The following is a 21,877-nucleotide window of genomic DNA, read 5'->3' as shown; positions in this document are numbered from 1 at the left end:
GCCGATCGTGGGCGACTGTGACGATCGCACAGTTGTGCCGGGTCATTTGGTAGGCCCTTGATCCATTACGGCGGCCGCAGGAAAGTCCCATGCTGAGACAGCCCCGGGAGCGCGGCCCGCAACCGCACGCCGTGCTCTCCTGGGGACGAACCTCACACATCAGCTCGTATCTGGCGGCGCGGCCACATGTCGCGCCGCACGGGTCCGGGCCGGACGGAAGGAACTGCCGTGCCACACTCATTCGCCAGCACTGTCGTCGAGGCGCCACCGAACGTCGTCTGGGACTACGTGAAGGACTTCAACGGAACACCGGACTACCTCGCGCTCGTCGCAGGAAGCCTCATCACCGATGAGCAGCCAGTCGACCTCCTGGGTTGTGAACGGGTGATCACTCTTACCGATGGACGCGTCGTCAAAGAGACTCTCGTCGCACGGGACGACATCGCTCACACCTTGACCTACCACTTGACGGAAGGGCCTTTTCCGTTCTCCAACTACTACTCGACGATGCGCGTCACCCTGATCTCCGACACCGGGGGCAGTTTTGTCGACTGGAGCAGCACCTACGACAGTGACGCCGCAGACGCCGCGGCGAATGACCACCTGCTCGCCGACCAGATCTACGGTGCGGGCCTGCAGCGGATCAAAGAGCGCTTCTCCTCGACGCGCACCCTCAACTGAACCCTCCCTACTCTCACGCTGGTCAAAGGAGACCGAACATGTCCACCACCGAACAGGCGAATAACCCGTTGCCCACACTGGTCGTCCGTGACACGGACGACCCGGACGTTGTCGCCGATGCTGCCCGCGATGACTATGCCGAGCATGTCGTTCCCCGAACATGGCGCATCGGACGGGCAGGGATGGCCTTCGCCTGGTCTTCGCTGCTCACCGCGATGTTCACCGTCGTGCTCGCAGCGACCGCGGCCTCGATCGTCGGGACCGCCGATGCCATCATCGGGATCGCGCTGGCCAGCGCCACGTACGGGCTGATCAACTACTTCATGCAGAAGACCGCCACCACGTCGGGCCTCACCGTGGGTCTCTTCTCTCGTAGCCTTTTCGGATACTCCGGTGCGGCGCTCGTCACGATCGTGTACGCGCTGACTGCGATCTGGTTCGCGGTGTTCGAGGGGTCCGTCGTCGCGGTGGCGCTACAGACCTACTTCGGTGGCCCCATTGAGCTGTGGTACGTCGTGGTCGTCGCCCTGTCCGTCCCTCTGGTTCTGGGCGGTGTCCGGGTTTGGCTGGAACGTGTGAACAAATGGCTGCTCCCCATCTTCGTGGCAGGCATGGTCGGAGCGGTGGTCTGGGCGACACTGGCGTACGGGTACAACCCGGACTGGGCAGACCAGCCCCCGGCCACCACCGCAGTGCTCGCCGGACCGGGGTGGTTGTATGTCTTCGTCATCTACATGGGCATCTACGCGACCATGATGTACACGTTCGACTTCGCCCGACTCGCCCGACCGAAAGATATCACCTTCAACGGGTGGATCACGTTCGGACCGGTCTTCTACTTCTTCTCCTACTTCATCAACGGGCTTATCGGCATCTACCTCGTCGCGGTGATCCCACAAGACGGAGTTTCAGAGATCGGTGTGGTGGTGAGCATCGTCAAACTCATGGGCGTGTTCGGGGTGATCTTCATCTTCGCCACCCAGACCAAGATCAACACCGCCAACCTCTACCTCGCGTCCTCCTACCTCGAGAGCTTCTTCGCGCAGGTCTTCAAAGTCAGACTCCCCCGCTGGCTGTGGGCCGTCGTGGTCGGAGTCGTCATGCTCGGCGTCATGTTCCTGGACGTCTTCTCCTTCATCCTGCAATGGCTCTCTTACCAAGGGGTCATCATTGTCGCCTGGGTCGCCATCGCGCTTGTCCAGATGGCATACCGATCGCGCAAGAACGCCAGCAAGAGAGGCCGGCTCATCGAATTCCGGCCTGGTCGAGTCCCCGCGGTCAATCCCGGCGGTCTCGGAGCGTGGATCATCTCCTCCATCGTGGGAATAGCACTGCTCACCACAAACTCACCCTTTGGATCCACATGGGCACTGCCCATCGCGTTCGTCCTCGCCGGAGGCATCTACGCTCTCGCGTTGCTGTTCGCGCGCCCGACCTGGTTCACGCTGACGCGGCCTTACGATCCGCGAGACGAGGTGGACGACATCTGGGAGATCCGAGTTCAGTGCCACAACTGCAAGAAGTCGTACATAGCAGTAGAGATGGACCGTGACCCCTCAAGCAATCACCAGGCAATCTGCTCGGGGTGCGCCAACGGTCACAGCTTCCGCGCCGCGTCGAGGCACGAAGCCGACACGGCAATGCTGTCGGCTTCGTCGGAACCTGACCCCCTGCACCAGGCCAAGTAGCAACACGCGCGGCACTGGCGAGGTTTCCCCTTTCGGAAGCCTTTGCCGGTGCCGTTCGCGCTGTATGGCACGCTCTGTTCTGGCTATCCAAGCCGATCACTCGGCATGAGCGAAAACCGCGAACGTCCTCCGTGTCCGTCCGAATCGGACTCGCGTTGCACGCCGGTTCAGGTAATGTCCCGCGCCAGCCGCTCACCCGCGGCCCGCAGCCAACTCGCGGCGTCGCTCATCGCCCGTTCTGCCGAACCGGCAAGGTCGGTGAGCGACACGGATGAGGCGAAGGCGGAGACATCGGCATCCGGGGTGATGCGCCCCGCGACCAGCGCGACACGAGCCCGCCCGCCAGCAAGAGACGCGACATACGCCGGAACCTTGCCCGCAGCGGACTGCCCGTCATACGAACCCTCACCGGTAACGACGACGGCTGCTCGTGCCGCCGCCGTTGGCAGCCCGATCAGCTCACCGACAGTGCTCGCGCCCGGCCGAAGAGTGGCACCCCACGCGAGGAGACCGAAACCCGTGCCGCCCGCGGCGCCCGCTCCCGGAGCCGACGGGTCAGCGGTGAGGAGACCGGCGAGGTGGGCCAGTCCCGCATTGAGTTGCGAGATCTGGACCGCATCGGCACCCTTCTGGGGTCCGAAGACGGCAGCCGACCCGCGCGCTCCGAGGAGTGGATTGGTCACGTCGGTCAGCGCAGCAACACCCCCAGGCGGGAGCGGCACCAGATCGGTCAGGTCGACTGCGGTGATCGCGGGCAGCCCCACCCCACCGAGCGGAACCTCCGCATCAGCGGCGTCGAGAAAACGAGCACCAAGGGCGCGGAGCATGCCCGTGCCCCCGTCAGTGGACGCCGACGAGCCCAGGCCGACGATGACACGCGACACGCCCGCCGTGAGCGCGGCTGCGATGGCCTGGCCGAGGCCGAAGGTGTGCGCCTCGAGTGGATACAGTTCACTGAGGAGCTCGATACCGGACATAGACCCGAGCTCGATGATCGCCGTTCCGGCAGGCGCGTCGGCAGTGGCAGGAAGTCGCAGCCACGCCGAATCCACCGGTGCCCCGTCGGGTCCTGTGACACGGATAGGGATGCGCTCTGCGCCGAGGACCGCTGCTGCGAACGCGGCCAGCGTCCCTTCGCCACCGTCGGCCATCGGCAACCGCACGACCTCGTCATCAGGACGCTCGCGCAACCACCCGTCGGCCAGGGCACTGGCGGCATCTGCGGCGCGAATCGTGCCTTTGAACGAGTCGGGAGCGAAGACAACGATCACGACCACACGCTACCGGACGCATCGACGGGCCGCGCTGACAAGTCGCGACTAAAAGCCTCCGGGTACGCACACCGTGTCCGCTGACACCGGAGGGGTCTGCAGATAGGGGGACGCGCACGATCGTAGAACTGACGCTCGGCCGATTCCTAGTTGGGCCACGGAATGAATCCTTCCGCGTTCACGCTCCAATCCTCTGGGAACAGAGGCGTAGCGTCCTTGCCCGCGGTTGCCAGCAACGAGATTGCAGCGAGCAGTGCTCCGTTCGAGGGCAGGTAGATAGGGAGTAGGGAACCGAGTTGCGGGTTGTGGCCCACGGCGGTGAAGCGGTTCTTGACGGCCTCGCGGGTGAGCAGATCAATGGCGAGTTCTGCGTCGCCGAGCCGGCCGGCCGTCATCGCCATGACTGGGTAGTCCCATCCGAACGCGGAACCCCAGTCCCAGTCGTCCATGATGTCCTGCAGAGTGGCCGACATGATGCCTGGATCGATAAGCGGTGTGGGAGGCATCACCCCTAAAGCGGCGAGGAGCGATGGGTGATCGTCTCGGCGAAGATAGGGAGGTGTCGCGATCGCCTGGTAGTGACCGTCACGTACGCACGGCATAGCGAGTCGGCTCTGCACGTCGGTCCAATCTTCACGCCTGGCAGCGCCCCATCGCTCACGCCAGCGTTGTGCGATCTCCAATCCCCACCACCAGTACGCGAGCTCGAAGGTCGGGTCCTCGGTGGTGCGGGAGTCGTAGAACTCCTGGGCGGGCATCACCGGCGGGCCGAGGTGAAAGGATCCGTCTCGCTCTTCCACAAACGCGCCCATAAAGGTGGCGGTCTCTTCGACAAGCTCGGTGAATTGATCGAGTAGCTGCGCACGGTGGGTGGCGGATGCGGCACCCCAAGCCAGTTCCAGCATGTACAGAATGTGCGGCTGCTGCCAGATCAGCAGTGAACCGATCTCGCTAGGGCTCTCCCGGCCGTCGGGTCCGACCTGCTTCGGCCACCGCGCCCCCGGATACCCTTGCCGTCGTGCGGTCTGGCGGGCCACGTCCAGGATCGACAGGTACCACGGGAAGCTTCGTTCCAACAGTTCGGGCCGCCCCCACCCGGCGAAATGCGCGGCGTGCCAGAAATGCATCTCGAGGTGGAACTTGCCGTGCCAGGAGTTGGTCACCAGTCCCGTTTCCTGTGGCGGAAGCGCACCCGACGAATTCACCCGCGTGAGGTACTGAGACAGCACCACACGTCGCTCCAGCTCGAAAGCACGGTCATCGTCGGGTGCGCTCAACGCGATGGCCGCACCTAATTCCCAGAACTCCCGCCAACCGGACAGGGAGCTCGCTTCGACCTCTTCGAACAGGCTCGGCCGGCCGATGCCGGACGAATCCGGGGCGAACTGGACGGTCAGTTCAATAGCGTCAGCAGACGTCGTGAGTTCGAACCGGTGCGGGGACACCTCGCGGATGTCACCTGAATCAAATCGGGCATCAACGACGTACCGGGTGTTATCCAGCTCACGCGTGATTGCCGCGCGCCCCGCTTCCGAAGTGCGGAGTATCGAGGTGTGTCGACTGTCGGCGGCCCAGTCCCCGGTCTGCAGGAAACCGTCGCTGCCGTACGGGAAGCTGAACCCGATCGCCAGCCGTCCGTCGGCCAACAGTGGCGAGGTGATCCGGAACGCGACAGTGTCGCTGTCCGTTGCCGCCACAGTCTCCACGGTCACCGACTGGCCGGCGAAGGTGATCGTGCTGTTCGCGACACCGGACCACAGGTCAAGCGTCTGCATGGCGGAGGTGACCTGTTCCGGGTCCTCGATGGGATCCGCGCCGACGGCGTCGCGCAGCACGAGCCCGATACGGCCAAGATCAAGGCGGTGCGGGTTGGCGTGGAGCCACGCGCCGGCTTCGTACCCCTCGGCGACCTTGCCTTCGGGGGTGAACGCGTACCGGTCCGGGTAGGAGACGGTGCCGCGCGCGGTCTGATAGTCGGTCATCGCGTCCTCGAGCGCGAACCCGTCCGGGTTTGGCATTTCATGCCATCCCCAGTTCGACATCGTGGCGGTGTCGATCGTGGCGGGGGCTGAGAACGCGGCGGTGATGTCCCCACCCGCTGCCGCTTGGGCGCTGTTCCATGCGGCGGACTGATCGTGGAGGTTGGGGAAGGACTGCATCCCGGTGAAGTCGAACGAGTAGGCGAACGTTCCGTTCCCCACCGTCCGAACGTTTTCGGGGTTCACCTCGGTGAGCACGACCTTGTGGCGGCCCACCAGCTCCTCACGGTCGATGGGGATGTGGGTCATCTGTCTTCCATTCTCTCGTCGACAACGCGGCGGCGCGTTGCCCGGACTGATCGTGCCGTCGGATGGTCGGGCGGGTTCAGGGGCCTTCTGCGGTGATGGGGCCGGGGGCGACCCCGTTCGTGTTGAACGCGTCGACGGCGAACCAGTAGCGATGGCCACTGTTGAGGGTGTGCAGGTTCACGTCTGTTTGGTCGTACACCAGCCAGGAATGGTAGAGCTTGTCGGGCTCGATGCCGTACCGGATGTTGTAGCCGGTGGCGGCCGGGCGGGCCGGCCATTCCAGACGCACAGTGGTGGGACCGTCCCGGTGAATGGTGGGCGTGACAGGGTCAGGGGGCGTGCCGAATCCGCGACCGAACACCCGGACGCCACTCAAGGCCAGAGGCGCCCCGAAGGGCATCGGTGTCTCCGCGGTCACTCGCACATACCGGGCCGTCCGCGGCTCATCCAGGACGATGAGTTGGTGCGCGGAATCCTTGGGCACCCCATCGCTGATCGTCGACCACCGGTGCGCGTCTTGCGACACGTCAACGCGTAGTTGAACCGGATGGCTGCCGGGGTCGATTGCCCGGTGCCCGGCCATCGTCAATTCGCCGTCCGTGCGTTCCGGTGCCAGGTCGCTCAGCTCGTGGTCGGCCATGTTGATGTGGACGGCGCTGACGGCGTACTCGGCGCCCAGGTCGAGCGTGAGCCACTGACCGGGTTCGGCAGACCCGGCGACCCACCAGCTGCGGATATCCTCGTTCGCCGCTAGTGCAGGCTCATGATGGGGTTGCGATGACGACGCCGATGCGTCGGCCCGGTAGGACAGCAGCATCCATTCTGGCGACTCGTTCAGTTGGGTTTCGGCGGGCCCCTGCGGGATGCGCATCGGGTAGTCGGCGAAGTTCTGGTTGCAGAACAGCACCCCATCCGCGTCGAACCCGGCAGGAAAGAGCCCGACGCGTCGTTCGAAATTGTGGTTCACGGAGATCCGCATCGTGGACGCGTGCCACCAGTTCCCGTACTCGTCCTGGAATGTGCTGCCGTGCCCGGCCCCGTTGATGAACCCGGCCGGTTTCGATGAGTACGGGCTGTGCGGGGAGTACGTGAACGGGCCCAGTGCCGTCGGTGCAGTGTAGATCCCGTCCGCGTACAGGTGCGACTCGGTTTGCGGGGCCGCGTACTGCAAGTGGTAGGTGCCGTCGTGATAGGTCATCCACGCGCCCTCGATGAACGGGCGTCCGCCGATGAGCTCGAAGATGGCGCGTTCTTCCTCCGTCTGGGGTTCCGGCGCGTCGCCGGGCACTTCCCAGCCGTGGGCGTCGATGTCGGCGCCCAGGACGGCGATCCGTTCACCGATCGGTTCGAACGTGGTCCGGTGCACACGGGTGGCGTAGATCGGTTCGACGGGCGAGCACCCCCAGTACAGGTACGCCTGGCCGTCCTGATCTTGGAACAGGCTCGGATCGAAGAAGGCGAAGCTGCCCGCGGACACTTCCACGAACCCGTGCTGGAGAGGGTCCTCGCTCCGGAAGAACGGGCAGGTGCCGGACATTCGCGACGCGGTGACGATCAGCGCGTCGTCCACAACGCGAGCATCCGGCGCGTAGTCGAAAGCGGGAAGCACATCTGTGTGGTGGTAGTCCCAGTGCACAAAGTCTTCCGAGTGGAAAAACCCGCGGGTCATCGAGACGAAGGCGAAGTACCGGTCTCGGAATCGCACGATCGACGGGTCGGCACCTTCCCGGTGAACGGAACTCGTCCCATCCGGCAGTCGAATGTGCTGAAACCGGTAGGGCAGGTCCACCGGGTTGCACACGAAGCTCCCGGGCACGTCAGCCATGAGACTCGCTTGACACGACGCCGGTCGTGGACGGGGCCACCATGTCGTAGTCCAGCCCGAACCCGAACCGGAAAGTCGGGTCGGCCGTGTCGAAAGGAGTGTCCGGCTGGCTCTCACGGACGGCCGTCATGGAGGACGGGATGTCGAAGGGAAGACGTCCGGCCGGCGCGACCTCTCCGAACAGGGTGTTGATCAGGACGCTGTCTGCTGACCCGAAGTTCGCGATCAGGGTCGAGGTGATGTCCGTGACAGGCGCGAGGATTGCCGGCCGGTCGAGGTAGATGTCCACGATGAGCGGCGCGGCGGCCGCCAGTTCGCGCCAATGCTCCAGCTGGTCTGCGGGGAAATCCAGGGACCCTGCGTGGAAGAAGGTCTCGAGCGTGCCCGGTTCACCACGACTTTCCCACGGCGCGCTGGTGCGGACGATCACGACGTCGGCGTCTTCGGGAGCACCAACAACGTTCGCCCACACTGCCAGGACGTCGGGATCGACCCCCTCCGCATACACGCGCAGTCCGGGGTCCAGCGGAAGATGGGCAGCCCCGGCAGTGTTCTTCAACAACACCTGCGCCGCACCCTGCGCCTGGCGTCCCTCGTCCTGCGCGGTCTCGGCCCCCACGGTGATGGTGGCGGCTTCGACATCGACGAACGGGTCGTCGAACAGCCCGAGCCGGAACTTTTCCCGCAGCAGCCGACGTGCGGAGGTGTCGATTCGCGATCCCGTGATGCGGCCGGAGCGGACCAATCCGATCAGCACGTCGGTGCTGGATTCACCGCCGAACTGGTCGACGCCCGCGTCGAGGGCCTTGATCACCCGTTCTTCCACAGACAGGTGCTCGACGCCCCATGGCCGCTCGCTGAGAATCCCCCAGTCGGTGCACACAATGCCATCAAACCCGAGCTGCTCGCGAAGCAGGCCGGTGATCACTTCCCTGTTGAAGCCGAAAGCAACTTCTTCGAAGGGGGTGCCGACGGGGATGCCGTAGTAGGGCATGATCTGCGAGACTCCGGCATCGATGACCGCCCGGAACGGCTCCAGGTGAAGATCGAAGTTGCCTCCCGGGTAGACCTGTTCCCTGCCGTACGAGAAGTGCGGGTCTTCACCGTCTTTCTGTGCACCACCCCCGGGGAAGTGTTTGGCCATCACCGACACCGAGTCCTGGCCCACGTCAGAGCCTCCCTGCAGGCCCAGAACATAGGCGACTCCGAGTCGGGATGCGGTGGCAGCGTCTTCACCGAACGTGGCGGACATCCGCGCCCATCGAGGATCGGTCGCCAGATCGATCTGCGGATGCAGCGCCGCGCGGATCCCTACAGCGAGGTACTCCTGTCGGATGACGTCGGCCCACCTGCGAACCAGGTCCTCACTTCCGATTGCCGCCATTCCGAGCGGCTCTGGCCACTGTGAGAACGGACCTGCCATGAGCGCGGCACCGGGGTTGTTACTGAACGCGTGTCGGGGGTCGCTGGAGATGGTCGCGGGGATGCCCAGAGGGTGCTCCATCAGGGTGGCCTGGATGGCGTTGTTCCACTCGGCGAGCTGCCGGGCGCTTGTGGCCCAGAGGATGTTGAAGTGGTTGATACGTCGTGACAGGAGCTGCCGGTTGGTCAGCGGCACGAAGTCGGCCGACTCATCCATGTCCCCCACGTGAGCGAGGGGCTGATACATCAGCCCCACCTTGTCATCGATGGTCAGTCGTTGAAGGAGATCCTCGACCCGCTGCGTGACGGATAGCGACGGGTCCTGGTAGGGGTAGCGCGGTGCGGATTCAGGCATGGTCCAGGTTCTTGTTGAGGTGATCGGTTCGGGGGGACGCGGTTGGCTACCGCACGCCCTTGATGGGGAGGATCGCGATCGCGGCAAGGAGAGCGGTGACGAATGCGACCGGCCAGACGTAGCCGTAGAACCCTGACGAGAATGCGACGACCGCACCGGCAAGGAGCGGTCCGAGTGCGGAGCCGAAGTTCTGGCCGATCGCGGCCATGCCCAGGTCCCGGCCGGCGGACGTCGGGTCGGGCAGCATGTAGCGACGGAGCTTGCCGCCCGGAACATACTTCTCTGAAGCACCCGGCGACGCGGTCGCGGTCGTCGAAACCTCAGTCGTCATCGAACTGTCTCTCTGTCAGGCGACATCGGAGTGCACAAGTAAGTGCACTCCTCATCTACATCGATCTGCATCGCGGTCGCATGTTCCCGAACGGGAAGAGCATGTTTCCTGTCGGGAACGTTAGACTGTCCCGCGCGCCTCGTCAAGTCGCGAACGGGAAGGGCCAACGATGGAACCTCTGAGCTCGACGGCCAAGCCTGCACCTCGCCAACAAGGCAGGCATGCAGGTTTGGATCGCCGGCGGATCGCTGAAGCAGCCCGCACGTTGGAGCCGCAGTCGCTCAGCATCCAGGCGGTTGCCGATCTCCTCGGCGTGGACCGCAAGGCGGTCAACTATCACGTCACCAACCTCAGCGGCCTTCTCGAGCTGGTCGCGGTGGACGCGTTCTCGATGAACTTCGCTGACATCGATCTGTCGTCGATTTCCGATTGGAAGCTTGCCTGCCGCGCGTACGCGTTCGCGTTGCACGACAGCCTCGTGACAACCGGAGCTTTGGTCAGCTATTTCCGGTTCCAGGACCCGGGCGACCTAACCATGCTCGGCCCGGCTGACATCGTCATGCAACGACTCTACGAGGCGGGTTTCACCGACGAGCAGGTAGGCAACGCGATCATTTTGATCGTCAATGTCGCGATGTCGGCAGCTCGGGACGATGTCATGATCCTTGGCGCGGACGGCACCCACCCTCAGGTGCCGCTCATTCTCGGCGCTCTGCGGGACGCGTACCCGCGCCAGTTCCCGGGGCTTCAGCGCGCGATGGCGGCTACCCCAGTCAGGACACCGTACGGGCCCGCCCAGCTGGACGCGAGCATCGATATCGTCACCCGCGGCCTGGAATCGATCCTGCTCAGTGCGTCCGCGCGACAAAGGTAGACGCACACGGCGGGACATCCCCCTCGTCCACCGGGTCGGCGCCGTCGCTGTATTCCACATTTGCCTGGGACAGTCGACGCTCCCGCCCGCGCCGTCCGAAGAAGATCACCGCAGCAATCGCACCGAGTACGGCCGCGCACACCCACCAGAGGCCTTCCGCACCGAGTAGCGACAGCCCCACTCCCCCCAGCAGCGGCCCGACCGCGAACCCTGCCGTGAACACCAACCCGAACAGTCCCTGGTAGAGCCCGCGGTACTGCGCCGGCGCCATGTTCGCCACGACAGCGGCCGCGACGGGGAACGTGCCCAGCTCGCCGACCGTCCAGAAGATCACGGCAATCGCGTACTGTTCCCAGGTACTCGCGAGGGCCTGGACGATATACCCGGCTGCGGTGAGCAGCACTCCAATGGTGATGATCGCCGTCGAGCCCACGCGTTCGAATACGCGAATGAGAGGGATCTGGAGTGCACACAGGATCGCACCGTTGATGGTGAGGAGCACGGAATACTGGTGGACCGTGAAACCGTCGTTCGTCATCGCGATTGGCAGGGTGGACATGCCCTGCGCGTAGACCGCCATATAGGCGATCATCACCCCGACGAAGGTCACGAACACAGGGTCACGGCTGACGACCCTGTATCCCCCGCGCATTGTCGAGGATTGCGCGTCGGCCACTGCGCGACCTGCGTGGCGGGGTATCAACACCAGTGCCAGAAGAATGGTGGTGAGCACGAGCACCCCCGTCTGCGCGACGAACACCAGCCAGAACGCGACGGCGGCCAGAGCGGCTGCGATCACCGGGCCGATAGCGAATCCGGCGTTCATCGCCCACGCATTCAGGGAGAACGCTCTTTCGCGCAGCGCCGGGGGGACCATGTCGACGATCAGTGCGTTGAGGGCTGGGCCGGCCATGTGCCCTGCCGTGCCGTAGGCGAACAGGGCCGCTGCGAGCCCTGCAGGCGTGTTTTGGAGAGGAATGAGCAGGATCAAGGCGGCCGCACCGAGCTCACCAGCGATGATGACGGGAGTTCGTCCGAACCGGTCTGAGAGGGAGCCCGCTACGAGGCTGGCGATGATCCCGCCAGCCCCGTACGCGGCAAGCACGATCCCGACCGTTGCTGGGTCGAGTTCGAGGTTGTCTGTCAGATAGATCGAGAGGAATGGGACGACGAAACGTCCCACCCACAGCGCGAGGACCCCCACCCAGATCGCCCAGAACATCCCCGGCAGCCCCCACAAGACGCGTGGTGAGGACAGAGGTTGTTGAAGTGCCATGTGAATTCCAGTGGAGATCGGGGTGGTTCGGGGCGGAGCAGGGAACGCTTTAGACCAGCGCTCCTTCCAGCTGCCGAACGACGTCCTGGGCGGTCACCACGGACCCGGGCTGAAGACTCGTGATCATCCGGAGCGCGTCGTCGTGCGCCTGGTCCGAGGAACCGAGCAGCACGTCGGAGGCGACAGCGAGGCGGAAGTCACGTGCGTGCGCGTCGACCGCGGTGTAGAGCACGCAGATGTCGGTGAACCCACCGATCAGGATCAGGCTGTCCACGTCGTAAGAGCGGAGGATGATGTCCAGGTCGGTGCCGAAGAAGGCAGAGTATCGGCGCTTCTTGACGTGGAATTCACCCCCGATCGGTCCGAGACCGGTGGCGATTTCCGTTCCTGGCCATCCCTCGATGCAGTGCGCACCTTCGGAGCCGTCGAGTTCGCGGCCGATGTCCTGCAAGTGGGGTTTGTGCACTTCCTGGATCCAGACGACGGGGACGCCGCTGCGACGGGCGGCATCCACCATCGCCTGCGCCTTCGGGAGGGTGACCCCGCCGTACTCGGTGTCCTGAGGAAGATCTCCGCCCTGGAAGTCGACAACTACGAGGGCTGTCTTGTCGGTGATGTTGAGCATGAGGGTGCGCTTTCGTTTGATGTGAGGTGTTAGGACTGCGGTGCGGGGAGAGTGTCGAGCCAGTCATGGACGGCGTCGGTACTGATCAGCGCGTCACGCTGGAGGTATTTGATCGCGCGAAGTGCCGCGTCGTTTAGCTCGGCGTCGGATCCGATCACTAGGTCGGAGATGACGCGGATCCGGTAGTCGTGCTGGTGGGCATCAACGGCGGTGTAGTGGATTGCGGCGTCGGTGCGGTCGCCGATCAGGATGATCGTCTCGGCATGGTAGCCGCGGAGCACGATGTCCAGCTCAGTGCCGAAGAACGCCGAGTGACGACGTTTGATGATCGTGTATTCGTCGTCGGTCGGCGCCAGCCCGGGGAAGATTTCCGTGCCTACTGCTCCTTCGACGGCGTAGGGCTCTTCGTTGTTGTCAAGTTCACGCCCGAAGTCCACCAGGGTGGAGTTATGCACCTCGTGGACGAACACGACCGGCGCGGACTTCGCGCGGAACGCAGACACGAGCTCGGCGGCTCGTTCGTTGCGGTCGTCACGAATAGCCAAGCCGGCCGCATCGATGGTGCGGGGGCCGTCGCTGTGCAGATCGATGACGACGAGGACGACGTTTCCGACGGGTTTCAGCTCCGGTGACGGATCCCATTCGGTGACCTGAACGGGCCAGACGAGTTCAGTGGACATAACAAGCTCAGTGGACACAGGTGTATTGCTCCTTCGAGGGACGGTGGGTGCGACGTTCAGGACAGACGCACCCGCGGATCGACGATCGCAAGGACGATGTCGACAAGGGTGTTGATGAGGACGTAGAACGCTCCGAGCACGAGACTGATGGCGGCCACCGCGTTGAGATCGGCAGCGCTGATAGCGGAGGTCAAGTACTGGCCGAGACCGTTCCACGAGAAGATCTGCTCCACGACCACCAAGCTGGACAACATCATTCCGATCTGCACGCCCAGAAGCGTCAGAGCGGGGCTGGAGGCGTTACGTAGCGCGTGACGGCGGACGATGGTGAGTTCGGAATCTCCGAGCGAGCGGGCCGTTTGTGCATAACCGCTTTTCATGGAGCCCGAAACGCCGTCCGCCAGCACCCGTGCAATGGCCACGCCGGGTCCGACAGCGGCGGCCAGCGCGGGCAGGAGCACGTGCTGGAAGGCATCCCATGCGTATGCGGGGCTTCCGGCGAGGATCCCATCGAGGACGTACAGTCCGGTCATCCCGTCGCTGGGGCCAAAGGAGGTGCGCCCGGACGCGGGCAGCCAACCGAGCTGAGCGAACAGAAGTAGCACGCCGGCGGTAGCGAGCAGGAATGCTGGTGCACTGGCAGCGCTGAAGAGCACGAATCTGATGCCGGCAGCGACCCGTCCGCGGAGGGAGTAGGCGCCCGCGAACACCACAGCGAGGATCAACGCGAACAGGATGGCCCACAGCGCCAGCTCCGCGGTAGCGGGAATCCGTCGAGCAAGCTCTTCCGCTACCGGACGTCGGGTACTGAGGCTGAGCCCTAGGTCACCCTGCACAAGACTCTGCAAGTACTGACCGAACTGAATGAAAAGTGGCTGATCGAGACCAAGCCGTTCGCGTGCGGCCGCGATGGCCTCCGATGAAGCGTTGGCACCAAGGTACCCGCGAACGGGATCGGCGCCGCCCGCGCGGCTGACGGTGAAGATCAGCAGCAAGAGTACGAACAGGACCACGACCGCGGAAACTGTACGATCGATCGCGAAGCGGATCATGGTTAGAAGCCTTTCGCGCGAAGGACCGTGCGCAGTCCGTCGCCGACATAGTTGAATACCAGCGCGACCAGGGCGATCGCGATCCCGGGGATCACCGCGATCCACCATGCGGAAAGGATGTATTGCATCCCCGCGGACGCCATCAGACCGAGCTCCGGGGCGGGCGCAGGCGTTCCCAGCCCGATGAACGACAGGCTCGCCAGAGTGAGTACGACTGCGCCCACATCGAGGCTTGCCGTGACCAGGACGGTGGGGACCACCGACGGCAGCACATGTTTGACGAGCAGGCGAACGCCGCGGGTGCCGCCCATGCGAGCCGCTTCGACGTAGGGGCTGTTGATGACCCGGCGTACCTCTCCGCGTGTCAGCCGCGCGTACATCGGCCACCACACAACAGCGATGCCGATCATCGCACTGGTCAGGCTGGACCCGAGGCTCGCAGCGATCGCCATCGCCACGATTGTCGCGGGGAAGGCCAGGAACAGGTCAGTGACGCGCATCAGGGCGCTGTCCAACCATCCGCCGATGAAGGCTGCGACGGTACCCAGGATCATCCCGGCAACGGCACTGATCACTGTCACAGTAACAGCAGCGAACAGGCTGATCCGCAGCCCGAACACGACGCGTGTGCCAATGTCGAAGCCGAGGTTGTCCGTTCCCAACAGGTGACCGCTTGATCCCGGCGGCAGGAACGGCGCACCGCTGGGGACGATGGGGCTGTACCAGGCAATCATCGGCCCTATCACGGCCACCACGATCAGACCCACGAGGGTGAACAACGCGATCGACTCACCAATGGTGAAGTGTCGCCGCGGGCGTGGCGGGGGCGGTGCGAGGACGGCCTCCTCGGTCGGGGTTAGCTCACGCAAGAACAGCATCCAACAGCCGCCTTCCATGCTCACTCTCGACGGCGCGGATCTCCTCTGCCGGCACCGATTCGATGATGCGACCGCCGCTGATGATGTCGACCCGGTCCGCGATGATCCGTGCGGCGGCAAGGTCGTGAGTCACGAACAGGATGGACATTCCCAGTTCGTGACGCAGCAGGTTGAGAAGGTTCAACACCGTGCATGCCACGGATACGTCCAGGGCGCTCGTGGGCTCATCGCACAGCAGGACGGTCGGTGGAACCACGATCGCGCGTGCAATCGCGACGCGCTGTCTTTGGCCGCCGGACAGTTGCGAGGCGCGTGCACCGAGGATAGAAGGGTCAAGGGCGACACGCTCCAAGGCCAGCCGGACTGATGCGGCGTGAGCAGAGTGATGCAGGCTGCGGGTCTCTGGCGCGTTCGCGAGTCGCTCCATCAGCAGCTGCGACACGGTCAGCCACGGTGTGAGCGACACGCCGGCGTCCTGAAAGACCACTTGAACACCGGATCCCACGGCTCCGGCAATGCTCACCTCACCAGTGTCCGGACGCTCAAGTCCAGCGGCGATGCGCAGGATCGTGGACTTGCCGGACCCGGACTCGCCTACCAGCGCAACGCTTTGACGGTGCGGCACGACCAGTTCGACGTCGTCGAGGACCTGCTTTCTTACGCCGAACAGGCTTCCGCTACGGAACGACTTCGAGACGCCCCGCATCGTGAGGGCAGGAGTCGCAGCAACGGAACTTGGCTGATCGAAATCGGTCCACTTGAGGTCCCCCCGCTCCCACCGCTCAGTCACAGAGTCGGATTCCAGCCCGCGTTCTCGCAACGCCTCCCCCATGGACGCGATGACCGAAGACTCCGGCAATCCCAGCGGAGTCGCGCGCTCAACATCTAAGGTCAGTCGGGAGGCGACGAGGCGCTGCGTGTACGCCTCAGATGGAGCGTCGAAGATCTGGCCGCTGGTGCCACGCTCGATGATGCGACCGTTGCGCATCACCGCGATGTCGTCGCACATTGCTCGTGCCACACCCAGGTCGTGGGTGATGAAGAGCACACCGCAGCCGAGCGAGTCACGCTCACGAGCGAGGAGCTTGAGGATCTGAGCTTGCACGCCGACGTCGAGCGCCGTGGTGGGTTCGTCCGCGATCAGCAACGCGGGTCGGCGCGCCAACGCAAGCGCGATCATCACCCGTTGCCGCATCCCGCCCGACAGCTGATGCGGGTAGGACTTCAACACGGTCCGCGGGCTGCGGATCTCCACTTCTTCCAGCCACCGCAAGCTCTCCTCACCGCTGCGCGTGATCCGCGCCATCATGCGACCGATCGTCATGGTCGGGTCTAGCGACGTCATCGGATCCTGGAACACCGTGGTGACTTTGTTACCGCGGATACCTTCCCAAGCGGAGTTCTCCGTCGGTGAGAGAACGCGGCCCGCAATTGTGAGGTGGCCGGTCGCGCGCGCTGTGGACTCTCGCGCCAGCAGCCCCTGCAGAGCTTGACCGATTGTGCTCTTGCCGGACCCCGACTCACCAACCAGGCCCAAGCACTGTCCGGGCTCGACGATCAGGCTCACCTGGTCGACAGCAGTGACGGTCCTCAGCGGCGTTTCGTAGTGGATCGACAAGTTGTCGAGGGTCGCAACGGACATGTCTACCTCCTGCAGTGTGGCGAACCTGGAAATGTGTCAGGCCTCAGACGTGGCTCTGACGACCAGGTGAGGGTCGATCAGGCGGGCGGCTGGAGGAGAGCGATGTCGAGGACGCCTGTGATCACCGGGCTATAAGCCCGATCGACGCCGTCGATTCCGTTCTGGAAGACGGCGAGCCCGAGGCTGGTCGCTACCGAGCGCCAGTAGCCGGACTCGCTGACCAACTGTGCGACCTGGCCGTAGAGCGCGTCGTCACCGGTGACTGTTGCCTGATCGATCAGGTCCGCCACGCCGGGTACGTCGGCACCGAACAGGTCCAGGCCTCCCGCGGGGGTGTAGAACACGAATCCCCACGCGTCAGGGGACGCCGTGTCAGGGAACCCGGAGTAGAACGTGATGTCCGGGGCCGATGAACCCTCGGTGAGTACGGAGTAGTAGCTTCCCGTGTCGTATCCGACGCTTTCTGCGGCGATGCCTGCACCGTTGAGGACAGCGGCAAGGTTGTCGCTGAGCGCTTGAGCGGCCGGCCCCGCCTGGGCGTAGGCGATCGTGATGGTGGAGTCTGCCAGCTGTCCCTCCGCGAGCGGAGCGAGCGCGGTCGCGTCGTAGGGGATGGCCTGGGTGTTCAAATCGGCAGGAAGCAGCGTTACGGGGAACACGCCTTCGGTCGGGGTGGCGGTGTCGGCAAGTGCGCTCTTGGCGAGGTCGTCGAAATCGATCGCCGATACGAAGGAGCGGCGCACAGCGTCGTCCGCGAGGTCTGGACTCTGCGGGTTGACGAACATGGTTGGCGTTTCCATGCTCGGGAATGCGTAAGCGCTCAGCTTGTCGCTGCTCTCCAGCTGCGCAAACGTCGCCGCGTCTGCGTACCCGATCAGACCGTCTACGCCGCCGCTTTCCAGTTCGAGTTGGATGGTGGCGGAGTTGGAGAACACGTCGAAGCGGACCATGTCATACCCGGGAGCGTTTCCCCAGTAGTCGCTGTATGCGTGGAGCTGGTAGGACGTTCCCGGCTCGAAGTCGCCGTACGTGTACGGGCCGGTGCCGGCATCGTGGGAGTCAAACCAGTCTTCACCGCTATCGGTAACAGGGTGGTCTTCGAGGGCTGTCGGGCTGATGATCTTCGGGCCGAAGGGGGAGGCCAGAAGGTCCAGGAAGGAGCTGTTGGGCTGCTCGAGGGTGATCGTGACCTCGTGGTCGTTGGTTGCCTCGACGGACGAGATACCGCTTGTCATATAGGACGGACCCTCGCCAATGGCGTTGCGGCGGTCGAAGGAACTTTGGACGGCATCGGCGGTGAACGGCGTCCCGTCGTGGAATGTCACGCCCTCGCGGAGTCGGAATGTATAGACCGTGTTGTCCTCACTTGCGGTCCACGCCGTTGCGAGGACCCCGGTCAGCTCAGGTTCCTCTTGTCCGGGGACGTACCCGAGGAGTCCCTCATACGCGCTGTTGACGAGATTGAGTTCGGAACCGTCGTAAGCGGTGTCTGGGTCGGGGGTGGCGATGTCTCCGAGGAGGGCGAGCCGGAGTTCGCCACCCTCTGATGCGCCCGGCACTCCCCCGGAGGCGCTGCAGCCGGTAAGGGCGGCGATGAGCAGGACGGATACTCCGCCACCGATCAGGGTGATGCTCTTGCTGGCGAACATTAGAGGCCTCCTGTATGGGAACAAAACTCAGCCTATCGATCGATAGGTCTGGGCGATTTCGCCTGTGTTACAGGGGGATTGCGTCTTGCCGAGTGTCTGTCGCTTGCGCGCGCTGCCAGTTCGTCCAGCCGCCGTAACTGCTGATGTCGAGGGAGTTCTCGAGCGCTTCAGGCTCGACGAGGAAGCCCGTTATCAGCTCACCGTCATCCGTGCGGATCTTGCCCAGTGCCATCGGTCGGGGCAGGGAATCCAGAAAGCGACCCAGTCCATCCGCGGGCATGCTCCACAACTCCCCCTCGATGGGATATCCGGGTTCGCCGGCACCAACATGGACGAGACCTGGCTTTGGCGGATCAGTGTCCAACGCGTAAAGCCGGTAGGTCGATGAAGTTCGCACCGAGCCTCGAAAACTGGCCCCGAGCTGGGTGATTTGGTAGTTGAGGGGTCCGCCAGACATGTGCGCCCCGAACAGGGCGACATCGACGTGTTCTGCTCCGATTAGTCCGGCCACCTCGGCGAGCTGGTCGTCGGAAAAGGCCGGGCCGGTGAACATGACTCCAAACGGCAACCCGTCCACGGTCCCTGCCGGCACGGCGAGGGAAGCCATGTCCATGAGGTTGGCGTAGTTCGTGAACCGACCCATTCGACTGTTCGCGGCGATGGGGTCCGCCCTGACTTGCTCGATGGTGGGGTGCCACGTCGTGGTCGGTGTGAGGATGGCGTCTGCGTCGGCGTCGGCGAGGAGTTCAGTTGCGCGCAGGCGCAGTCGGTCCAGGCGTTCCATGTCGTCGAACAGCGCTGAGGCGGTCGGATTCGCCCCGTCGAGGATGATGCGTGCTACGGATTTGTCCAGGTCGGTGCCGATGAGCGCCTGGTTTTCGGCGATATGCGCACCCACTGCGGAGTAGCGCTCGGCGACGAAAGCGCCTCCGTAGAGCAACGACGCCGCGGCCAGCAACGGTTCGATGCTGCGTTCGACGACCTCGACGCCCTGTACCTGCAGATCCGAGATCACGGACTGGAATGCGTCACCCCATCCCGGCGCGATGTCGGCGTACTCGTCCACGGTAGGAATGAGGACCCGGCGGATGGGTCGTGTGCTGGCTGGTGCTACCCGCAGACCGGCTAACGGATCGTTCCCGTCCGGTCCCGCCATCACGTCGACGGCATGCCGCCCTAGGCGCGGTTCGCGGGCGAACACTGTCACGCAGTCCAGCGTGCGGCAGGCGGGCACAACCCCTGTAGCCGGCACTCGCCCCCGGGTGGGCTTGAAACCCCAGATGCCGTTGAGCGCCGCCGGGACTCGCCCGCTTCCTGCCGTATCGGTACCCAGTGCAAGGTCTACGAGTCCGAGCGCGACAGCGACAGCGGACCCTGAGCTGGATCCTCCCGAAATCCGCGACGGATCGACCGAGTTGCGAACGGCCCCGTACGGGCTGCGCACACCGACAAGCCCAGTTGCGAACTGGTCCAGGTTGGTCTTGCCGATGACGATGGCCCCGGCAGTGCGCAAACGGCTGACGGCGGTGGCGTCTGCAGCAGGCAAGTACGCGTAGCTGGGTGCGCCGGCGGTTGTCTGCAGACCGGCCACGTCGATGTTGTCCTTGACAGCGACGATCACCCCTGCCAGCGGGAGGCGCTCTCCCTCGTTGACAAGGTCATCGATGCGGTCGGCTTCCCGCAGGACGTCCTCCTCTTCGCGCAGGCTGATCCAGACCTCGGGCCGATCGGCTGCTCGAATGCTGCGGTAGGCCGCGGTGACTTTTTCCCGCGCGCTCACGCTGTCACCGCCTCAAGGTCAGGGGAGGTCACAATCATTCGCAGCGGAGTGGGGTTGAAGTCATTGCAGGGGTTATTCATCTGCGGGCAGTTGGAGACAACGACCAGCACATCTCGCTCCGCTCGCAGTGCGACCCGTTTACCGGGGCCGCTCATGCCATCAACGATCCCCAATGAGCCGTCAGCCTCGACGGGCACATTCATGAACCAGTTGATGTTTGACACCAGGTCGCGTGCACCCAGTCCCCAGCGGGCGCCTTCGGCGAGGAAGTTCTCGCGGCACGCATGTTCATGGACGGTGTGATGGCCGTATCGCAGAGAGTTGGATTCCTTGGAGCACGCACCCCCGATGGTGTCCTGACGATCGACCTCGTTCCCGACCAGTGTCATCAGCGGCCCGCCCGTGTTGGACAGCAGCACGGCGCCTGTTCGGAGGTACGCGTTACGTTGCGCAGCGAGTGTGTGCTGGACGCTGTAACGGACTGTAATGTCTTCGGCGGCGTACACGAGAAAGTCCGCGGACTGGTTGCCGCCGACATCGACGATGGTGAGCGTGTCACCCTGGCGGACGATCGCGGACCAACTCCCCCGCGGCGCAACGACGTCGTCCCGGACCACACGTTCAGGCGTATCGACAAGCGGCGAGCCCCAGGAGAACCATTCCGCGGTAGCGGTGCCTGCAAAGTTCATGCGATCCCCCTTGAAGAGATGTAGTCCTGAGTATTCGAGTAGGCCCGTTCACGTTCAGGGGTCGCCCCCCAGCGAGCGTCATCCGGAGTCGTGGCACCGTCTTTCCACGCGTGGAGGCGCAGTTCGGAGACGGTGTATGCGTCCCGCAAATCCAGGGCATGCGGCGCATTGGCGACCAGCACGATCAAGGGCATCTCCGCCAGGATCTCCACCACGGTTCCCGGACCTGCCGATCCGATGAACAAAAGCTCCCCGTCATCGGCGACGCGCACGCCCTGGAAGAACGCGATACTCGGCGGGAGGTCACGGGGTGTAAGTCCCTGCTTGGAGGCGGCCAGACCGAACAAGGCCTCGCCACTAGGGTTAGCCGACTCCGCAGCCGCCGCCCCGAACCGGACCGTGGCCTGCGCACTGGACATAGGCCCTGCGAATGCGTCGTGACGCGCGGAGGTATCCGAGACGATCGTGGCCAGAACTCTGCCGTCGCCGGAAAGCAACGGATGATCCACCGTCGGATACGCCTGCCAGGGGATCTTCTGCGTATCAGCGACGTTGAGGCGTTCCCAAGGCGCATCGGCATTGAAAAGCAGCACGTGTGCGCACGCGTCGCCGCTGACGTCTTCGAAACGGATGCGTGTCCCGCGCGCGACGACTTGGTGAGTGTATCCCCCGCCCTGCACCGTCTCCGCCCACACGACACTCGATGCAGGAACATCGGCGGGCAGGAAGGGACTGGTGGCTGCCGGCACGTACGGCATCGCGCTGGCGACACGATTCCCTTGCGAGCGCGCGTCTGACTGGGCCGCGAGGACGGTGTGGGTGGTGTGGTTCGTGCGCGGATCGCTCACGTTGAGTCTCCATCTGGTCTATC

General features: G+C 64.4%; 18 protein-coding genes. 3 read left to right on the top strand and 15 right to left on the bottom strand.

Annotated elements, in window-relative coordinates:
- Positions 1–228 precede the first annotated feature (228 nt).
- Together F6B43_RS17025 and F6B43_RS17020 are read left to right on the top strand one after the other, a co-directional pair.
- Positions 229–681 carry an SRPBCC family protein gene (locus F6B43_RS17025; RefSeq protein WP_170285722.1) on the top strand — a complete coding sequence of 151 codons (453 nt, stop codon included), beginning with the start codon at positions 229–231 and terminating at the stop codon, positions 679–681.
- A gap of 38 nt (positions 682–719) precedes the next feature.
- The gene (locus F6B43_RS17020) at positions 720–2,369 is read left to right on the top strand and encodes a purine-cytosine permease family protein (RefSeq protein ID WP_150450200.1); all 1,650 of its coding nucleotides are present in this window, start codon (positions 720–722) and stop codon (positions 2,367–2,369) included.
- A 167-nt stretch (positions 2,370–2,536) separates the two neighbouring features.
- Here F6B43_RS17020 and F6B43_RS17015 read toward each other — a convergent pair whose 3' ends face one another.
- The 5 genes from F6B43_RS17015 to F6B43_RS16995 all read right to left on the bottom strand — a co-directional run bounded on the left by F6B43_RS17015 (position 2,537) and on the right by F6B43_RS16995 (position 9,861).
- Positions 2,537–3,640: a glycerate kinase gene (locus F6B43_RS17015; protein WP_150450199.1), complete on the bottom strand. Its 1,104-nt coding sequence runs from the start codon at positions 3,638–3,640 to the stop codon at positions 2,537–2,539.
- Positions 3,641–3,786: 146 nt separating this feature from the next.
- Positions 3,787–5,877, bottom strand: a complete 2,091-nt coding sequence (locus F6B43_RS17010) for a hypothetical protein (RefSeq protein ID WP_150450198.1) — start codon at positions 5,875–5,877, stop codon at positions 3,787–3,789.
- 127 nt (positions 5,878–6,004) lie between these two features.
- Positions 6,005–7,753, bottom strand: coding sequence for a family 43 glycosylhydrolase (locus tag F6B43_RS17005; protein ID WP_150450197.1), 1,749 nt, complete (start codon positions 7,751–7,753; stop codon positions 6,005–6,007).
- On the bottom strand, positions 7,746–9,530 hold the full coding sequence (locus F6B43_RS17000; protein ID WP_150450196.1) for a glycoside hydrolase family 3 protein: 1,785 nt from the start codon (positions 9,528–9,530) through the stop codon (positions 7,746–7,748). Before F6B43_RS17000 ends, F6B43_RS17005 begins: the two co-directional genes overlap by 8 nt.
- A 46-nt stretch (positions 9,531–9,576) precedes the next feature.
- A complete protein-coding gene (locus F6B43_RS16995; protein ID WP_150450195.1) occupies positions 9,577–9,861 on the bottom strand; it encodes a hypothetical protein in 285 nt (94 codons plus the stop codon).
- A gap of 169 nt (positions 9,862–10,030) precedes the next feature.
- On the opposite strand from F6B43_RS16995, the gene F6B43_RS16990 reads away from it, so the two are divergent.
- The gene (locus F6B43_RS16990) at positions 10,031–10,735 is read left to right on the top strand and encodes a hypothetical protein (protein WP_150450194.1); all 705 of its coding nucleotides are present in this window, start codon (positions 10,031–10,033) and stop codon (positions 10,733–10,735) included.
- On the opposite strand, the gene F6B43_RS16985 is transcribed toward F6B43_RS16990, so the two are convergent.
- The 10 genes from F6B43_RS16985 to F6B43_RS16940 form a co-directional block, all read right to left on the bottom strand.
- Entirely contained in the window at positions 10,710–12,011 is a 1,302-nt protein-coding gene (locus F6B43_RS16985) for an MFS transporter (protein ID WP_150450193.1), read from the bottom strand. The genes F6B43_RS16990 and F6B43_RS16985 overlap by 26 nt on opposite strands.
- A 49-nt stretch (positions 12,012–12,060) precedes the next feature.
- The gene (locus tag F6B43_RS16980) at positions 12,061–12,636 is read right to left on the bottom strand and encodes a cysteine hydrolase family protein (RefSeq protein WP_150450192.1); all 576 of its coding nucleotides are present in this window, start codon (positions 12,634–12,636) and stop codon (positions 12,061–12,063) included.
- A 29-nt stretch (positions 12,637–12,665) separates the two neighbouring features.
- Positions 12,666–13,316 carry a cysteine hydrolase family protein gene (locus F6B43_RS16975; protein ID WP_150450191.1) on the bottom strand — a complete coding sequence of 217 codons (651 nt, stop codon included), beginning with the start codon at positions 13,314–13,316 and terminating at the stop codon, positions 12,666–12,668.
- A gap of 56 nt (positions 13,317–13,372) precedes the next feature.
- On the bottom strand, positions 13,373–14,368 hold the full coding sequence (locus F6B43_RS16970; protein WP_170285721.1) for an ABC transporter permease: 996 nt from the start codon (positions 14,366–14,368) through the stop codon (positions 13,373–13,375).
- Positions 14,369–14,370: 2 nt separating this feature from the next.
- On the bottom strand, positions 14,371–15,246 hold the full coding sequence (locus F6B43_RS16965) for an ABC transporter permease (protein ID WP_170285720.1): 876 nt from the start codon (positions 15,244–15,246) through the stop codon (positions 14,371–14,373).
- Positions 15,230–16,888 (bottom strand): ATP-binding cassette domain-containing protein, encoded by a 1,659-nt coding sequence (locus F6B43_RS16960; protein ID WP_150450188.1) that lies wholly within the window; start codon positions 16,886–16,888, stop codon positions 15,230–15,232. The genes F6B43_RS16965 and F6B43_RS16960 overlap by 17 nt, the downstream gene beginning before the upstream one ends.
- A 77-nt stretch (positions 16,889–16,965) precedes the next feature.
- Positions 16,966–18,537, bottom strand: coding sequence for an ABC transporter substrate-binding protein (locus tag F6B43_RS16955; RefSeq protein WP_150450187.1), 1,572 nt, complete (start codon positions 18,535–18,537; stop codon positions 16,966–16,968).
- A 67-nt stretch (positions 18,538–18,604) separates the two neighbouring features.
- A complete protein-coding gene (locus F6B43_RS16950) occupies positions 18,605–20,317 on the bottom strand; it encodes an allophanate hydrolase (protein ID WP_150450186.1) in 1,713 nt (570 codons plus the stop codon).
- The gene (locus F6B43_RS16945) at positions 20,314–21,006 is read right to left on the bottom strand and encodes an urea amidolyase associated protein UAAP2 (protein ID WP_150450185.1); all 693 of its coding nucleotides are present in this window, start codon (positions 21,004–21,006) and stop codon (positions 20,314–20,316) included. The genes F6B43_RS16950 and F6B43_RS16945 overlap by 4 nt, the downstream gene beginning before the upstream one ends.
- On the bottom strand, positions 21,003–21,854 hold the full coding sequence (locus F6B43_RS16940) for an urea amidolyase associated protein UAAP1 (RefSeq protein WP_150450184.1): 852 nt from the start codon (positions 21,852–21,854) through the stop codon (positions 21,003–21,005). The genes F6B43_RS16945 and F6B43_RS16940 overlap by 4 nt, the downstream gene beginning before the upstream one ends.
- Positions 21,855–21,877: the final 23 nt, after the last annotated feature.

The sequence above is a fragment of the Microbacterium rhizomatis genome, assembly GCF_008710745.1.
Taxonomy (GTDB): Bacteria; Actinomycetota; Actinomycetes; order Actinomycetales; family Microbacteriaceae; genus Microbacterium; species Microbacterium rhizomatis.
The sequence above is the reverse complement of the archived record's forward strand: the minus strand, read 5'-3'. Positions and strand labels throughout refer to the sequence as shown.

Coding starts and splice junctions, on each gene's coding strand:
- F6B43_RS17000 (WP_150450196.1), bottom strand. CDS start 9,530: ATGCCTGAATCCGCACCGCGCTACCCCTACCAGGACCCGTCGCTATCC.
- F6B43_RS16995 (WP_150450195.1), bottom strand. CDS start 9,861: ATGACGACTGAGGTTTCGACGACCGCGACCGCGTCGCCGGGTGCTTCA.
- F6B43_RS16945 (WP_150450185.1), bottom strand. CDS start 21,006: ATGAACTTTGCAGGCACCGCTACCGCGGAATGGTTCTCCTGGGGCTCG.
- F6B43_RS17020 (WP_150450200.1), top strand. CDS start 720: ATGTCCACCACCGAACAGGCGAATAACCCGTTGCCCACACTGGTCGTC.
- F6B43_RS16975 (WP_150450191.1), bottom strand. CDS start 13,316: ATGTCCACTGAACTCGTCTGGCCCGTTCAGGTCACCGAATGGGATCCG.
- F6B43_RS16970 (WP_170285721.1), bottom strand. CDS start 14,368: ATGATCCGCTTCGCGATCGATCGTACAGTTTCCGCGGTCGTGGTCCTG.
- F6B43_RS16960 (WP_150450188.1), bottom strand. CDS start 16,888: ATGTCCGTTGCGACCCTCGACAACTTGTCGATCCACTACGAAACGCCG.
- F6B43_RS16965 (WP_170285720.1), bottom strand. CDS start 15,246: ATGCTGTTCTTGCGTGAGCTAACCCCGACCGAGGAGGCCGTCCTCGCA.
- F6B43_RS16955 (WP_150450187.1), bottom strand. CDS start 18,537: ATGTTCGCCAGCAAGAGCATCACCCTGATCGGTGGCGGAGTATCCGTC.
- F6B43_RS16985 (WP_150450193.1), bottom strand. CDS start 12,011: ATGGCACTTCAACAACCTCTGTCCTCACCACGCGTCTTGTGGGGGCTG.
- F6B43_RS16980 (WP_150450192.1), bottom strand. CDS start 12,636: ATGCTCAACATCACCGACAAGACAGCCCTCGTAGTTGTCGACTTCCAG.
- F6B43_RS17005 (WP_150450197.1), bottom strand. CDS start 7,753: ATGGCTGACGTGCCCGGGAGCTTCGTGTGCAACCCGGTGGACCTGCCC.
- F6B43_RS16990 (WP_150450194.1), top strand. CDS start 10,031: ATGGAACCTCTGAGCTCGACGGCCAAGCCTGCACCTCGCCAACAAGGC.